Here is a 15,742-nt window from a genome sequence, read left to right as displayed (position 1 = left end):
TAATCACAAAAAAATCAGATAATTATGTCTTTTGAATTACCAAAACTAAAATATGCTTTTGATGCATTGGAGCCACATATAGATGCAAAAACAATGGAAATTCACCATGATAAGCATCACGCAGGTTATACCAAGAAGCTAAACAATGCGATCGAAGGTACAGATATGGAAGGAAAGAATATCGAGAATATACTTCAAAACCTTGACATGTCTAATAAGGCTGTAAGAAACAATGGTGGTGGTTTTTATAACCACAGCTTATTCTGGGAAGTAATGTCTCCTGATGGTGGAGGAAAACCAGAAGGTGAACTAGCTTCAGCTATCGACAGCGCTTTTGGTTCTTTCGAAGCTTTTAAAGAGAAGTTCTCTAATGCCGCTGCAGGACAATTTGGATCTGGATGGGCATGGCTATGTGTACATAGTGGTGGAAAAGTAGAAGTTTGTTCTACTGCAAACCAGGATAACCCAATCATGCCAGAAACTGGCTGTGGAGGAACTCCAATTCTTGGACTAGACGTTTGGGAACATGCTTACTACCTGAACTACCAGAACAAGCGTCCTGAATATATTGATGCATTCTTTAATGTGATCGATTGGAAAGAAGTTTCCAGCAGATATGCAAAAGCAAAATAATATAGAATTGATTTTCTAAATTTTGAAGACCGCCAGATGGCGGTCTTTTTTTTGTTCAATTTTGTGCATAAAAAAAGGCGGATCAAGATCCACCTTTTTTTGCCCCAAATCTACCATGAACTTAACCTACTTATGCTATGGTCCAATAAAGATAAGATGAATGTTGGTAGTAAATAAAACTTTTGGATGAAATACCTGAAAACTAGACGAGTAGCTGAAAAGAATTAACTGTTCAAGGACTAGGCGCAAGATTTAAACAAGGTGTTCATCAGTTATATGCATAAAAAAAGGCGGATCAAGATCCACCTTTTTTTGCCCCAAATCTACCATGAACTTAACCTACTTATGCTATGGTTTAATAAAGATAAGTTGAATGTTGGTAGCTTATAAAACTTTTGGACGAAATACCTGAAAACTAGTTAAATAGCTTTAAATTAGGATATTATGGGTGATTGTTGCCTGGTGAAATTTACCGACCGGACATAAAAAAAGGCGGAATGAATCCACCTTTTTTTGCCCCAAATCTACCATGAACTTAACCTACTTATGTTATGGCATGGTACTAATGTAGATAGATAAAACCTAGCCACAAATATTATTAGACCAAATGCATAATTACTAGTTGAAAAGCGATTTAATATGCCCTGTCTGTATTTCCTTCATAGAAATTTATAAATGCCCGGTTTACTACACGGTTCCCGCCAGCAGTGGGATAGTCACCGGTAAAGTACCAGTCACCCAGGTTCTTTGGACATGCTTTATGTAAGTTTTCTACCGTTTGGTAAATGATCTTTACGTCAGCATTTACATCAGTATCACATAACAATTCTGAGATCTTGTCAGAGATCTGTTCATTGGTAAATGGATCATACATTTCCTTCACGAAGTTCTGCACTTCAGCATCATCTAGATCTACCTGTTGCTTACATTTCTCGTAAACCTTTTCTACAATCTCATATTTGTCAGATTTCTTCAGTAACTCCAAAGCAGCTCTAAAAGCAACAAGATCTTCCAGCCTGGCCATGTCTATTCCATAACAATCCGGATACCTAATTTGTGGAGCTGAAGAAACTACCACGATCTTCTTTGGCTTTAATCTATCCATCATCTTGATGATACTTTTTTTCAGAGTAGTTCCCCGAACAATGCTATCATCAATGATTACAAGGTTGTCCTCGGGTTTTACCACGCCGTAAGTCACATCATAGACATGGGCAACCAGGTCATCCCTGCTGCTATCTTCAGTAATAAAGGTTCGTAGCTTTACGTCTTTGATCGCGATCTTTTCAGTTCTAAGCCTATGGGATAGAATTTCCTGCAGTCTGGCATCGGTTAGAGTTTCCTTTTCCTCCAGGATAGCTTCGTTCTTCTGCTTGTTCAATTCATCCTGAGCGGCTTCCACCATTCCGTAGAAAGAAGTTTCCGCAGTATTAGGGATAAAAGAAAAGACAGTTTTTAAGGTATCATGCTCAATGCTTTTCAATACATCTGGCATGAGTAGTCTACCCAGCATTTTACGCTCTTCATAAATTTCAGCATCACTACCACGGGAAAAATAGATCCTTTCAAAAGAACAGGCCTTGCGTTCCAGAGGTTTCAGAATTTCGGTAATATTTACCTCTCCGCTTTTTTTAGTGATGATCGCGTTCCCCGGAGGTAATTCATGAACATCATTAAAATCTACATTGAATACTGTTTGAATCACAGGTCTTTCTGAAGCTACCACAACCACTTCATCATCCTTATAGTAATATGCGGGACGAATCCCTGCAGGATCACGAAGTACGAAGGAATCACCGTGACCAATCATTCCTGCCATGGCATAACCTCCATCCCAGTTCTTTGAAGATTTTCTCAGGATTTTCGCAACATCAAGCTGCTCTGCGATATGTGGAGAAGCCTGTTTCTTGGAAAAACCTTCTTTCTTAAGTTTCTTATATAATTTTCTTACTTCTGAATCCAGAAAGTGACCGATCTTTTCCATGACCGTTACTGTATCTGCTCGTTCCTTTGGATGCTGCCCGAGTTCAACAAGATTATCGAACAACTGGTTCACATTGGTCATATTAAAATTCCCGGCAACAATAAGATTACGGTGCATCCAGTTGTTCTGTCTCAGGAATGGGTGTACACTTTCTATACTATTCTTTCCGAAGGTTCCGTAGCGAACATGACCCAGGAAAACCTCACCCAGATAAGGGATGTATTTCTTTTGCAGTTCAGTGTCTTCTGCATACTCGGGATTTGCCAGGATCTCGTCATTGATCCTTTGATTAATCTGTTCAAAAATATCCTGAATTGGCTGTGCGGCATTAGATCTTACACGACTTATGTAACGCTCGCCAGGTGCTGTGTTTAATTTTATACTGGCGAAACCTGCACCATCCTGACCTCGGTTGTGCTGTTTCTCCATAAGAAGGTACATCTTATTAACACCATAAAAAGCAGTGCCATACTTCTTTTTATAGTAATCTAATGGTTTAAGAAGCCTTATCTGTGCAATTCCACATTCGTGTTTTATAGCGTCACTCATAGGGTCTTATCTGGAATTTGTTGTGTTGTTGTTTATGTCACAAAAAAAGCCCTGAAATTACAGGGCATGTTTTACTAATCTAATTTTGTTTCGAAGTGCGTTAGCTTCTTGAAATCGTGAAGCCGTTCATTTACTTCCTCGCGAGATAATTTCTGCATCCGCTCTGTTCCAAACTTTTCAACGCAAAATGATGCGAGATTGGATCCGTAGATCACCGCGTTCTTCATATTCTCGAAAGAGATATCATTTGTTCTGGCAAGGTATCCAATAAAACCACCAGCAAATGTATCACCAGCACCGGTTGGATCGAAAACTTCTTCAAGTGGAAGGGCAGGAGCATGGAAGATCTGGTCTTCATGGAAAAGCAGTGCACCATGTTCTCCTTTTTTGATCACTATATATTTAGGACCCATTTCAGCAATCTTTCTGGCAGCTTTCACCAGAGAGTATTCACCTGAAAGTTGTCTTGCTTCTTCGTCGTTGATCATGATCACATCTACTTTAGCAATTACTTTGTCAAGATCTTCAGGAGTATTGTCCATCCAGAAGTTCATGGTGTCAAGAACAACAAGCTTAGGATTCTCAACCTGTTCCAGTACGCTCAATTGAACTAATGGATGAAGGTTTCCTAGCATTACATATTCTGCGTCCTTATAGTTATTAGGAACTACCGGGTTGAAATCTGCCAGTACGTTCAATTGCGTATCCAGAGTGTCTCTGCTGTTCAGGTCATTGTGATAACGACCGCTCCAGAAAAACGTTTTCCCTCCTTGTACAATTTCGATTCCTTCGATATCGATCTTGTTATTCTTCATTAGGTCGAGATATTCCTGGGGAAAATCATCTCCCACCACAGAAACCACGGCGCTGTCTATATCAAAGTTCGCTGCAGAAAGTCCTATAAAAGTACCTGCTCCACCTAATATTTTATCTGTTTTTCCAAATGGAGTTTCAATAGCATCAAAAGCTACAGTTCCAACAATAAGTAATTTACTCATAACGGGTTTTAAATTGTCGCTGCAAATATACAGTTTGTTTTTCAAGCTGTAAACCTGAATGTCGGGTTCAATTGTTAAGCTTTGTAGCCATCATCTGCGGGAAGGTCCTTTCCTTTAGAGGCCATTACTGCCAGGGCGTCACAACGCTCATTTTGTGGGTGATCATTATGACCTTTGATCCATTGGAACTCTACCTTATGTCTTCGGAAGACCTTCAGAAAAGCTTTCCAGAGATCAGCATTTTTACGATTCACAAAATTTTTCTTTTCCCAGCCAAAGATCCAGCCTTTGTTCACTGCGTCTGAAACATAGCGGGAATCGGTGAAAACCTTAGCGGGTGTTCCGGGTGTTTTTAATTTGCTTAAAGCAACGATCACCGCCATAAGCTCCATTCTATTATTCGTGGTAAGCTTAAATCCCTGGGCGAATTCTTTCTGGTAAGGTTTGCCGACCCATTCCATCACGATACCAAAACCTCCGGGACCGGGATTGCCCCGGGCAGCACCGTCTGTATAAATATGCACCTTTGGTGTAGTCACTTAATTTATTTTTGCAGGAGTTGCTGGATCACTTCCGGGAAGTGCTTGTATTCCAGCGTATGAATTTTTGTGGCAAGACTTGCTGGTGTGTCTTCCTCGGTAATTGGAGTGGTTGCCTGGAAAATGATATTTCCTTCATCATAATGTTCATTTACATAATGAATGCTAATACCACTTTCTTTTTCTTTTTTCTCTATAACTGCCTCATGAACTTTATTTCCATACATGCCTTTACCGCCAAATTTAGGTAGTAGTGCGGGATGTATATTGATGATACGATCTGGAAATTCAGCAATGATTTTGGATGGGAACAACCATAGAAAACCTGCCAGAACAATAAGATCTGGATTCATGTCTTCCAGAATATGAAGAACTTCATTGGTCTGGTAGAATGAATTTCTGTCAAAATGCAAGGCTTTTACCTGCAGGTCATGTGCTCTTTTTAAAGCACCGGCGTATTTTTTATTGGAGAATACCGCTAATACGCTGGTATCACTGGATTCCTGAAAGTACCTGATAATATTCTCGGCGTTCGTACCGGAGCCTGAAGCAAAAATGACAATCTTCTTTTTGGTCGTATTTCTTTTGTCACTCAAAATAAGGCTGTTAACAATTATTAGGATGTAAAATTAACTGCTTTGAGTGAATTTATGTAAATTACCATCACATTTTTGGAGTAAAAATCGGTTTTAAAATAAAAGTTTTTATTTTTGCCACCTAATCAAAATTAAAATAAAAAATTATGTCAGACATTGCATCAAGAGTAAAAGCTATAATCGTTGACAAATTAGGAGTTGACGAGAATGAAGTTGTAAACGAAGCCAGCTTCACCAACGACTTGGGTGCTGATTCACTAGACACAGTTGAATTGATCATGGAATTCGAAAAGGAATTCGACATTCAGATTCCAGACGATCAGGCAGAGAACATTGCAACTGTAGGTCAGGCAATTTCATATATCGAAGACGCTAAAAAATAAATCATAGACACCATATGGAGTTGAAGCGAGTAGTAGTTACAGGCCTTGGAGCCTTAACCCCAATTGGTAACAATTTAGAGGAATATTGGGAAGGACTTAAAAGTGGAAAAAGTGGTAGTGCGCCTATCACTTATTTTGATACTGAAAAGTTCAAGACTAAATTCGCATGTGAACTCAAAAATTTTAATCCTTTAGATCATTTTGATCGCAAGGAGGCCCGAAAACTTGATAGGTTCGCTCAGTATGCAATGGTATCTGCAGACGAAGCTATCGAGGATTCTGGTATAGACCTTGAAACGGTAGACAAATATCGCGTTGGCGTTATTTGGGGTGCTGGGATAGGTGGACTGGAAACTTTCCAGAATGAAGTCATCAACTTCGCTGAAGGTGATGGTACTCCAAGATTCAATCCTTTCTTTATTCCGAAGATGATTGCAGATATTGCCCCGGGTAATATTTCTATCAAACACGGATTCATGGGAGCAAATTATACCACAGTATCAGCATGTGCATCATCTGCAAACGCAATGATAGATGCACTAAACAACATTAGGTTGGGATACAGTGATGTAATTGTTTCAGGAGGATCTGAAGCTGCTGTGACACTGGCAGGAATGGGTGGATTTAACGCAATGCATGCCCTTTCTACCAGAAACGAAAGCCCGGAGACAGCCTCAAGACCATTCGATTCCACCAGGGATGGATTTGTTCTTGGCGAAGGAGCTGGAGCTCTTATTCTTGAAGAATATGAGCACGCTAAAGCAAGAGGAGCTAAGATCTATGCTGAATTGCTTGGCGGTGGTCTATCTTCAGACGCTTATCACATGACTGCTCCGCATCCGGAAGGAGATGGAGTTGTTGCTGTAATGAAAAACTGCCTTAAGAATGCAGGATTAAAACCAGAGGATGTAGATGTGATCAATACACATGGTACTTCTACACCGCTTGGGGATGTAGCTGAATTAAAGGCTATATCCAAGGTATTTGGAGATCATGCTAAAAACATGAATATCAATTCAACTAAATCAATGACCGGTCACCTTCTAGGTGCAGCTGGAGCCATTGAAGCAATTGCGTCGATACTTTCAATGAAATATAGTTTGATCCCGCCTACCATTAACCATGAGAACATTGATGAAAATATTGATCCTGAACTTAATCTAACCCTGAACAAAGCTCAGGAAAGAGAAGTCAAGATCGCAATGAGTAACACGTTTGGTTTTGGAGGTCATAATGCCTGTGTAGTATTTAAAAAATTAGACGAATAGACCATGAGCGTCATTCGTAACATATTAAATTCCCGCTCTTATAAAGGCGGGAATTTTTTTAATATCCTAACTCAAATCCTGGGTTTTAAACCAAAGACACTTTCTCCATATAAAAAGGCATTTACCCATCGCTCTCTTAATCGAAGAGATGAAGATGGTAATGCCATCAACTTTGAACGACTGGAATTTCTTGGCGATGCCATGCTTAGTGCGGTGGTCGCTTCTCATCTATTTAGAGCAGTTCCCGGAGGGAATGAAGGCTATCTTACTAAAATGCGTTCCAAGGTGGTGAGTCGTAAGCACCTGAATGAACTAGGGAAAGACCTGGGTCTTATCGAACATGTTCAAACCAATATCCCTGTCACTCAATTTGGAGTGAATATTCATGGAAACCTGTTTGAAGCTCTCGTTGGTGCTATTTATCTTGATAGAGGTTATAAGTATTGTGAACGCTTCATTTACGAGCGAGTGATAGATCCATATGTGGATATAGAGCAACTCGAAGGAAAAGTAATTAGCTATAAAAGTCTGGTAATTGAATGGTGCCAGAAGGAAAAGAAGGAATTTGATTTCGAAGTCTACGAGGATACCGGGAATGATGAACTTAAACATTTCGCGGTAAAACTCCGAATTGAAAATCGGGTGGTAGCTAAGGCCAGGGCAACTTCAAAAAAGAAAGCTGAAGAGAAAGCATCGAAACGCGCTTACTACGCACTTCAAACTAAAATAAAATAATTTGCGAAATTAACGTAAACTATAACGTTTTCGTAGAAAATTATGAATTTTAGACCCCTAATATCTTCATTTCAGCAATGATATATTATCTTTAACCTTAAATTCCGAATTTGTGCTTATGCATAAGGAACTGCTTGAGTTTGAAGATGAGAGCTTTCAATTGATCGCGATCTACTCTTCTTTAGAGGGGTATAGAATGGCTTATTTAATCAATAAGAATTTGCGAACAAAGCTGGAGAGAGAGGCGACAGACATTGATTTTAATCATTCTGAATATCACGCCTTTTATGTTCTTTACTCTTTCAAAGATCCAAAAGCTTACTACAGCGTTGAACTGGTTACCAATAAGTTCAAGGGAGAACCGAAAAGGATTCTAAGTACAGGTTCCCTTTTTAATGAGGAAAAGTTCAGTTCAAAAGAAATTAACCTTATACCTGAATATAGTAAAGTTGATTTTTTTCTGAAGATAAGCGAGGAAATTCTACCTAAAGAATTCATCAGGATTCTGAACAAGATTAATCAAATTCCGGGAGTACAGGCAGCTTACGCTATAGAAGTGGATAAGCTGAAGAACAAACAAAATCTAATTTTCGAATAATGCCGACCAACAAGAAAACCAAAATAGTTGCCACACTGGGCCCTGCAACCAGTAGCAAAGATACTTTAAAGAGAATGTTGCAGGAAGGTGTCAACGTATTTCGTATCAACTTTTCACATGCAGATTATGAAGATGTGAAAGAACGGGTGCAGATGATTAGAGAACTTAACGAGGAAGAAGGTTTCAATGCCGCGATTCTAGCCGATCTTCAGGGTCCAAAACTTCGTGTTGGAGTGATGAAGGAAGAGGTTGTAGTTTCTGAAGGTGACCATATCACGTTTGTAACTGGAAAACCTTTCAAAGGTACTTCAGAGCGTGTTTACATGAATTACGAAACTTTTCCGCAGGATGTAAAAGCTGGGGAAAGAATTCTACTTGATGATGGTAAATTGATCTTTGAAGTTGTGAAAACCAACAAGAAAGATGAGGTTACTACTAAAGTTATTCAGGGTGGACCATTAAAATCAAAAAAGGGAGTAAACCTTCCAAATACAAATATCTCTTTACCTGCACTAACAGAGAAGGACATTAGAGATGCCAAATTCGCCTGCGAGCTTGCTGTGGACTGGATGGCACTTTCTTTTGTTAGACATGCTGAAGATCTTATGGAACTTCAGAAATTGATCAATGAGCATTCAGAATTTAAAATTCCGATCGTTGCTAAGATCGAAAAACCTGAAGGTGTGGAGAATATTGATAAGATCGTTGCTTATTGTGACGGACTTATGGTAGCACGTGGAGATCTTGGTGTGGAAATTCCTGCTCAGGAAGTTCCTCTAATTCAGAAGAAACTGGTACTAACAGCTAAAAAAGCACGCATCCCGGTGATCATCGCGACTCAAATGATGGAAACCATGATTACGAGCCTTACGCCTACAAGAGCAGAGGTGAACGACGTAGCCAATTCTGTCATGGATGGAGCTGATGCTGTAATGCTTTCCGGAGAAACTTCCGTAGGACAATATCCGGTACAGGTTATTCAGAAAATGGCGCAGATCCTGGAAAGTGTAGAGAATTCTCCACTTATTAAGGTTCCTCATGAACCACCGCACGTAAGAACGAAAAGATATATTACCAAAGCTGTTTGTTATCATGCAGCGCATATGGCGAACGAGATCAAAGCGAAAGCGATCTGTACTTTAACTAATAGTGGATATACGGCATTCCAGATCTCTGCATGGAGACCAGAAGCTCATATTCTCGTTTTTACATCAAACAGAAGGATACTAAACCAATTGAGCCTTTTGTGGGGAGTGAAAGCTTTTTTCTACGATAAGTTCGTGAGTACAGATGAGACTATCGATGATATTAACGATATGGCTAAACAATATAAATTTGTGGAAGTAGGAGACTTTACGATTAACCTTGCCGCTATGCCAATTACTGCTAAGGGAATGGTGAACACGCTTAGGGTTTCAGAAATAGAATAGAACAGTTCAAGTTCGAATTTCAAAACCGGATATCTGCATTAGTAGGTATCCGGTTTTTTAATGGTGGAAATATCGATCACCAATGTCCAGATCTTCCCGAACGAGAATATCTGTGATCAATCTGCTGGTGTTGCCGTATTGATTATGCCTGAAAACCACCTCAAGGGTGTCCTTGGTCAACTTCAGTATTTTGAAATCTTTATATTCCTTAGAGGTACTTAAGAGTTCGGGGATTTGCGGACTATTAATTCGTAGATAAGGTTCATTTTTCACTCCCTTCTTAAACTCCCAGGTGCCAGCAAGACTCGGTCCACAATCCTTATTTCTTCCATTATTATCTTCAACAGTCTTGTCTACGGAAAAACTCTGGCGATAATTGAGAAAGCATGGACCCATGTTCATTCTTACATTGTTATTGGAACGTCTTGCGAGTTTCCATGTCTTTGTGTCGTCACCCGTTAGTAAAGTCGTAGCATTTTCCGGCAACTCGTAAACCTGATCTTCCTGGCAGGAAATCATGCCAATCATCATACATATAAACAGCAATTTCTTAGTCATTAAAATTTAAATTTCAATTGGACGAGGATTTCCTTTTCTTCTTCTTTCGTATCCGCCTTTTCAGTGTTTAAGTTGGACAGTGATATTCCCAGTAATCGAACCGAATTCTTCATTTTCTCCTGATATAACAATTCTTTGGCGATTTCGAGAATGAGGTCTTTACTGGAAATATAGTAGCTAATCGTCTTGCTTCTGGTTTGCTGAGTAAAATCACTGTATTTGATCTTTAAGGTAATCGTTTTGCCAGCAATATCAGATCTTTTTAATCTGCGTTCTATTTCTTCAGCGATATTCTTAAGTTTTTCGAGCATAAAGATTTCAGAAGAAATATTCTCATTAAAGGTTCTTTCAGCACCAAGCGATTTGCGGGTTCTATGAGGTTTTACTTCGCTATGGTGAATTCCGCGAACTACCTTGTAAAAATGCCTGCCACTCTTTCCAAAATGTTCACTCAGGTATTCTTCCGTCTTAGACTTAAGATCTTTTCCGCTAAAAATCCCTAGGCGATACATTTTTTCCGCAGTTACTTTTCCAACGCCATAGAATTTTCTAATGTCGAGGTCCTCCAGAAACTCTAGAACTTCTTCCGGTGGTACGGTTTTCTGTCCGTTTGGTTTATTAATGTCACTGGCGACCTTGGCGATGAATTTATTGACGGAAATTCCTGCGGAAGCGTTCAAACCAGTTTTTTCCTTGATCTGGTCTCTTATCTTTTTGGCGATAAGAGTGGCGCTCATCAGGCCTTTTTTATTCTCGGTAACATCAAGATATGCTTCATCCAGTGATAATGGCTCTACCAGGTCTGTATACTCATAAAAGATCTCCCTGATTTGTGCTGAAATTTCACGGTATCTTTCAAAATTTGATTTCACGAAGATGAGATCAGGACAGTTTCTTTTCGCCATCACGCTACTCATCGCACTGCGCACACCAAACTTTCTGGCTTCATAACTGGCTGCACTTACGACTCCGCGTTGTGAGCTACCACCTACTGCGACCGGCTTTCCCCGAAGATCAGGATTGTCCAGTTGCTCTACTGAAGCATAGAAGGCATCCATATCTACATGGATAATTTTGCGAAGTTTTTCCACCTTGCAAATTTAAGTAATATCTTAGTCTAATTAATAGCTACAACAATGCAACAGGCGAAAACAGCGATCATTCTTGGTGCTACCGGTCTCACTGGTGGAATTCTTTTAGATAAATTAATAAAGGATGATCGTTATAGACAGATCAAGGTTTTTGGAAGAAATCATGTATCTCAAAAAAGTGAGAAGATCGAGGAATATCTCATAGATCTTTTTGAACTTGAAAAGATTCAGGAACTATTCACCGGAGATGAAGTCTTCTGCTGCATAGGAACTACGAAAAGCAAAACTCCCGATAAGGAATTGTATCGACAAATTGATTTTGGTATTCCAGCAACTGCTGCGAAACTGACCAAAAGGAATAGTATTGGCACTTTCATGGTAATTTCAGCTTTGGGTGCAGACGAGGATAGTAATATCTTTTATAATAAGGTGAAAGGTGAAATGGAAGGTGCTGTATTGGAACAGAAAATCTCAAATACTTATATACTGCAGCCATCTTTAATTGCCGGTGACAGGGCAGAGAACAGGCTAATGGAATCCATATTTATTAATTTGATGAAACTTGGTAATCATTTGCTCATTGGCGGACTCAAAAAATATCGGAGTATAGAACCAGAGGAGATCGCGAATGCAATGCAATATCTGGCAAATCATCCCTATGAAAGCGGAAGAATTGAATCTGATAAAATCAAGACTTTAAGCAACTCTTCAGAATGATAGAAATTGAAAGAAAGTTCCTGATCACTTCAGAAGCATATAAAAAAGAAGCGATTAGTAAAACCTTATTTATCCAGGCTTATCTAAATACGCATCCGGAACGAACAATCAGGATACGTATCCAGGCTGATAAAGCTTTTATGACCATTAAGGGCAAAAGCTCTGAAAGTGGAGTTTCCCGTTTCGAGTGGGAGAAGGAAATACCAGTTGACGAAGCTCAGCAACTACTCAAGCTATGTGAGCCGGGAAAAATCGAAAAGTACCGTTATCTCGTGACTGTGGGACAGCATATATTTGAAGTAGATGAATTTCTGGGAGATAATAAAGGTCTTAGTATCGCAGAAGTAGAATTAAATTCAGAGCACGAACATTTCCTGAAACCTGAGTGGCTGGGTGAGGAAGTGACCTGTCAAAATCAATATTACAATTCACAGCTTACTCTTAATCCCTATAAAAACTGGAAAAAATGAAAAATCTCATCTTAGTAGCATTCCTATCCTTATTTATTTCCTGTGATCAATCATCTAAAGAAGAAGCTTCCGAAGAAATTGTGAAGGTGAAAGAGGATACGATCGTAGAAAAGAAAGTTAGTACAAAGTCCATTGAAGAAGACCTGAAAAAGAAAGGCTACCAGACTTTTAGTTACAAAGAAGGAGATACCACGTATCTAATGCAGCAATATTATATGGTTTTTCTGAAATCCGGCCCTACCAGAAGTCAGGATTCGACTGAGGCTGCAGAACTTCAAAAGAAGCATATGGCTCATCTGGAGCGCATGGCCACTGAAGGTTATACCAGTTTAACGGGACCTATGGGAGATGATGGTGATCTTCGTGGAATCGTGGTTTTTAATACTGCAACCCAAGCCGAAGCAGATAGCCTGGCAAATTTAGATCCCATGGTAAAAGCTGGCAGACTAAAAGTTGAAATACATCCATGGTGGGCTGCCAAAGGAGGAAAGCTTAAATAGAATTGATTTTAATTACAATATCGTGTTTGGGTAATAAACCTGACTGTCTCCAGAATTGTTTCCCATCCTTGAAGAGGATCATAGTTGGAACACCTCTAACCTGATATTTCGAGGCTAATTCCTGGTTCTTATCCACATCGATCTTCACGATCTTAACCCCTTCGCCAAGATCATTCTTAACTTCCTTTAAAATTGGTGCCAGCGATTTGCAAGGTCCACACCAGTCGGCATAAAAATCTACTAGTACAGGAGTCTCTCCTGAAATAATATCATTAAAACTACTTTTCATCTTTTTCTTTTAAAGTTAAGAAATCTATAGTTCGCATTATTTTAAAAGCAGGTTAAAAAGTACCTACGATCCCTACCCGGCCGAGACCTACCTGCATTTTCCAGCTTATTTTATTAGGATTCTGTACTCCGTAGTTACGTTCGTTCTTCAAGTATTTATCGATACTATCCACAACCGCAACGCTAATTGCAAGACTAAGCCCTACATCGGTTAGCCAGTGTGCACCAGACCAAAGCCTGGAAACCGGAGAAACCATTCCAACTCCTATAAGTCCCGCCTTTACAAAAGGATTATCGAACTGCTTGGATAGTGCGTACAATGTTGTAAAGGAGAGGATTGTATGCCCAGACGGAAATGAGTGGTACTTCCCTTCACTGCTGAAAGGATCAAAACTTCCTTTGCCTTCGCCACCTGTGGGTCTGGCTCTTCCTACTACGGTCTTGGAAATCGACTGAATGATCCCGGAAGCAGTAGCTGCAGAGATCATCAAAACCCCTGTTTGTCTTATTTTCTCATTCTTGGTGAATAAACCAACCAGGTAAACCGCCCCAGTTACTCCGTAATTATTTTGCGGACTTCCAAAATACCACCCAAAATCCTTTACAAGTTCGGGAGCATCTTCGCCCTGATCCATAAAGTATTCACTGGTCTCTTCATCGAAAATGTAAAGGGCAGCGGTACCGGCAACTACAGCTCCTGCAGTAATAAAATCATCTTTTTGCCATCTAAGGGGAGAAGAATAGGTGTTCTTTATTCCGCCAAAAGCACTGGCACCGTCATATTTTAAAAGTTCCCAGGTCGTGGGAATACTGTCATTTTCTGGTTCTGGCTTCTCTGTATCCTGAGCATAGGTAAAAGAGGAGATAGTCAAAAACACCAAACAAAAACAAAGGGATTGTAATTTTCTAAGCATATTATAATTTTAAAAAGTGACCTCAAACCCTAAAGCCTGAGGTCACTATCAACCAACAACTAACTAACTATGAAAAAACTAAATTTTAATTAATTCCAGCCGCCACCTAAGGCTTCGTAAAGATCGACAATTGATTTTAATTGATTGTACTTTGCGTTAGCAAGATCTAAACTCGAATTTAAGGCATTCTGTCTTGCAGTTAAAACCTCAAGGTAATTGGCAAGCCCATTATTCAGTAATTCTTCGGAATAATCTGTCGCGAGATCATAAGCTTGGAATTCTTTCTGTTTTACATCGATCTTTTCTGAAGCAGCCTCGTAAGAATACATGGCATCTGAAACTTCCTTACTCGCCGTTAAAATCGCTCTTCTAAATTCAAGTCTGGCCTGTTCCTGTTCTGCCTGTGACACTTCATATTCAGTTCTTATGGCTCTTCCATTTAAAATTGGCTGAGCCAAACCACCAATGACGGTAGCGAAAAGTGAATTAGGATCAAAAAGATCTCCTTTGTCCAAAGCCTGTAATCCACCAGTTGCACTTAGAGTAAGCGAAGGATAGAAATTGCTTTTAGCAACATTGGTAAGTTCAAATGCATTTACCAGATTGTATTCCGCAGCAATGACATCAGGACGGTTACGTAAGAGTTGTACTGGAACACCAATATTGAGATCTGTTGTGATCGCCTGGTCATTCAGGTTGGACCTTTCAATCAACATGGGTGCTTCACCAAGTAGTATGGAAAGCGTATTTTCAAGTAATCTCGCTTCATTTTTAAGGTCAATCAGGATCGCTTTTGCAGTGTATAGCTGCGCTTCAGTTTGCTGTACTCCAACTTCAGTAAGAGTTCCAGCTTCCTTTAAAGCTTTTGTGGTCTCAAGGCTATTCGCCCTAGTTTCTACCGTCGTTTCTGTAATCGCGATCTGCTCGTCCAAGGTCAGCAATTGATAGTAAGTTGAAGCTATATCTGAGATCAACCTTGTTTTCACTGCCTGGTGTGCCGCGATACTTTGCAAATACCTGGCATCAAAAGCACGTTTTCTACTTCTAATCTTACCCCAGATATCTGCTTCCCAGGAAAGATCTGCACTTAACTGATACTGGTCCAGTGAACTAAACAAACTACCAAACTGGCTGTTTTGAGAAAGTTCCTGGTGAGTAAAGGTGGCATTAGCTCCCAGAGTAGGAAGATAACCAGCTTTACCTTGTTTTACGTAAGCTTCTGCAGCATTGATCTGTTGCATTGCCACCCGAATATCAATATTGTTTTCCAGGCCTTTAGAAATATAATCCTGTAGGATAGGATCTGTAAACATCTCCTTCCAGGAGACACTGGCCATATTCAAACTATCCTGGTCTATCTCATCGGTTCTGTAGTTCGCTTCTTCAATTACCTCTGGTTGTTCGTAATCTTTAGCAACAAAACACGATTGTAGGCTAAGGAATACAACTCCTACCAGACCAAATTTCATGTTATATAATACGTTCATCTTC

18 protein-coding genes are annotated in these 15,742 nt (G+C 39.7%); 9 read left to right on the top strand and 9 right to left on the bottom strand.

What is annotated here, in order from left to right:
• Positions 1–24 precede the first annotated feature (24 nt).
• Positions 25–633, top strand: coding sequence for a superoxide dismutase (locus ABVM50_RS03810; RefSeq protein ID WP_405200034.1), 609 nt, complete (start codon positions 25–27; stop codon positions 631–633).
• 634 nt (positions 634–1,267) lie between these two features.
• Here ABVM50_RS03810 and ABVM50_RS03805 read toward each other — a convergent pair.
• The 4 genes from ABVM50_RS03805 to purN all read right to left on the bottom strand — a co-directional run bounded on the left by ABVM50_RS03805 (position 1,268) and on the right by purN (position 5,299).
• The gene (locus ABVM50_RS03805) at positions 1,268–3,166 is read right to left on the bottom strand and encodes an amidophosphoribosyltransferase (protein WP_405200033.1); all 1,899 of its coding nucleotides are present in this window, start codon (positions 3,164–3,166) and stop codon (positions 1,268–1,270) included.
• A 74-nt stretch (positions 3,167–3,240) separates the two neighbouring features.
• Positions 3,241–4,164: a PfkB family carbohydrate kinase gene (locus ABVM50_RS03800; protein WP_405200032.1), complete on the bottom strand. Its 924-nt coding sequence runs from the start codon at positions 4,162–4,164 to the stop codon at positions 3,241–3,243.
• A gap of 74 nt (positions 4,165–4,238) precedes the next feature.
• On the bottom strand, positions 4,239–4,703 hold the full coding sequence (gene rnhA, locus ABVM50_RS03795) for a ribonuclease HI (RefSeq protein ID WP_295181753.1): 465 nt from the start codon (positions 4,701–4,703) through the stop codon (positions 4,239–4,241).
• A 5-nt stretch (positions 4,704–4,708) separates the two neighbouring features.
• Positions 4,709–5,299 (bottom strand): phosphoribosylglycinamide formyltransferase, encoded by a 591-nt coding sequence (purN, locus tag ABVM50_RS03790; protein ID WP_405200031.1) that lies wholly within the window; start codon positions 5,297–5,299, stop codon positions 4,709–4,711.
• Between the two features lie 146 nt (positions 5,300–5,445).
• Between purN and ABVM50_RS03785 the strand changes: the two genes are divergently transcribed.
• The 5 genes from ABVM50_RS03785 (at position 5,446) to pyk (ending at position 9,713) form a co-directional block, all read left to right on the top strand.
• Complete coding sequence (locus ABVM50_RS03785; protein WP_013069791.1) at positions 5,446–5,682, top strand: acyl carrier protein; 237 nt, start codon at positions 5,446–5,448, stop codon at positions 5,680–5,682.
• Between the two features lie 14 nt (positions 5,683–5,696).
• The gene (fabF, locus tag ABVM50_RS03780) at positions 5,697–6,950 is read left to right on the top strand and encodes a beta-ketoacyl-ACP synthase II (RefSeq protein WP_295181744.1); all 1,254 of its coding nucleotides are present in this window, start codon (positions 5,697–5,699) and stop codon (positions 6,948–6,950) included.
• Positions 6,951–6,953: 3 nt separating this feature from the next.
• On the top strand, positions 6,954–7,685 hold the full coding sequence (gene rnc / locus ABVM50_RS03775; RefSeq protein WP_141876290.1) for a ribonuclease III: 732 nt from the start codon (positions 6,954–6,956) through the stop codon (positions 7,683–7,685).
• A 118-nt stretch (positions 7,686–7,803) separates the two neighbouring features.
• Entirely contained in the window at positions 7,804–8,283 is a 480-nt protein-coding gene (locus ABVM50_RS03770; RefSeq protein ID WP_405200030.1) for an IPExxxVDY family protein, read from the top strand.
• On the top strand, positions 8,283–9,713 hold the full coding sequence (gene pyk / locus ABVM50_RS03765; RefSeq protein ID WP_405200029.1) for a pyruvate kinase: 1,431 nt from the start codon (positions 8,283–8,285) through the stop codon (positions 9,711–9,713). The genes ABVM50_RS03770 and pyk overlap by 1 nt, the downstream gene beginning before the upstream one ends.
• A gap of 57 nt (positions 9,714–9,770) precedes the next feature.
• Here pyk and ABVM50_RS03760 read toward each other — a convergent pair whose 3' ends face one another.
• Positions 9,771–10,271: a lipocalin family protein gene (locus tag ABVM50_RS03760; protein WP_405200028.1), complete on the bottom strand. Its 501-nt coding sequence runs from the start codon at positions 10,269–10,271 to the stop codon at positions 9,771–9,773.
• The gene (gene dinB, locus ABVM50_RS03755) at positions 10,271–11,362 is read right to left on the bottom strand and encodes a DNA polymerase IV (RefSeq protein ID WP_405200027.1); all 1,092 of its coding nucleotides are present in this window, start codon (positions 11,360–11,362) and stop codon (positions 10,271–10,273) included. Before dinB ends, ABVM50_RS03760 begins: the two co-directional genes overlap by 1 nt.
• 45 nt (positions 11,363–11,407) lie before the next feature.
• Between dinB and ABVM50_RS03750 the strand changes: the two genes are divergently transcribed.
• Genes ABVM50_RS03750 through ABVM50_RS03740 form a run of 3 tightly spaced genes read left to right on the top strand, consistent with a single transcriptional unit; the run spans position 11,408 to position 13,049 of the window.
• Complete coding sequence (locus tag ABVM50_RS03750; protein WP_405200026.1) at positions 11,408–12,079, top strand: NAD(P)H-binding protein; 672 nt, start codon at positions 11,408–11,410, stop codon at positions 12,077–12,079.
• A complete protein-coding gene (locus ABVM50_RS03745) occupies positions 12,076–12,549 on the top strand; it encodes a CYTH domain-containing protein (protein WP_405200025.1) in 474 nt (157 codons plus the stop codon). Before ABVM50_RS03750 ends, ABVM50_RS03745 begins: the two co-directional genes overlap by 4 nt.
• Positions 12,546–13,049, top strand: coding sequence for a YciI family protein (locus tag ABVM50_RS03740; RefSeq protein WP_405200024.1), 504 nt, complete (start codon positions 12,546–12,548; stop codon positions 13,047–13,049). The genes ABVM50_RS03745 and ABVM50_RS03740 overlap by 4 nt, the downstream gene beginning before the upstream one ends.
• Here ABVM50_RS03740 and trxA read toward each other — a convergent pair.
• From trxA to ABVM50_RS03725, 3 genes are all read right to left on the bottom strand, one after another.
• On the bottom strand, positions 13,042–13,338 hold the full coding sequence (gene trxA / locus ABVM50_RS03735) for a thioredoxin (protein WP_405200023.1): 297 nt from the start codon (positions 13,336–13,338) through the stop codon (positions 13,042–13,044). The two genes, ABVM50_RS03740 and trxA, sit on opposite strands and share 8 nt — an antisense overlap.
• Before the next feature lie 52 nt (positions 13,339–13,390).
• Complete coding sequence (locus tag ABVM50_RS03730; RefSeq protein ID WP_405200022.1) at positions 13,391–14,251, bottom strand: phosphatase PAP2 family protein; 861 nt, start codon at positions 14,249–14,251, stop codon at positions 13,391–13,393.
• A gap of 89 nt (positions 14,252–14,340) precedes the next feature.
• Positions 14,341–15,738 (bottom strand): efflux transporter outer membrane subunit, encoded by a 1,398-nt coding sequence (locus ABVM50_RS03725; protein WP_405200021.1) that lies wholly within the window; start codon positions 15,736–15,738, stop codon positions 14,341–14,343.
• Positions 15,739–15,742: the final 4 nt, after the last annotated feature.

The sequence above is a fragment of the Christiangramia sp. LLG6405-1 genome (assembly GCF_045055805.1).
GTDB lineage: Bacteria > Bacteroidota > Bacteroidia > Flavobacteriales > Flavobacteriaceae > Christiangramia.
This window is presented reverse-complemented; position numbering and strand designations above follow the sequence as displayed.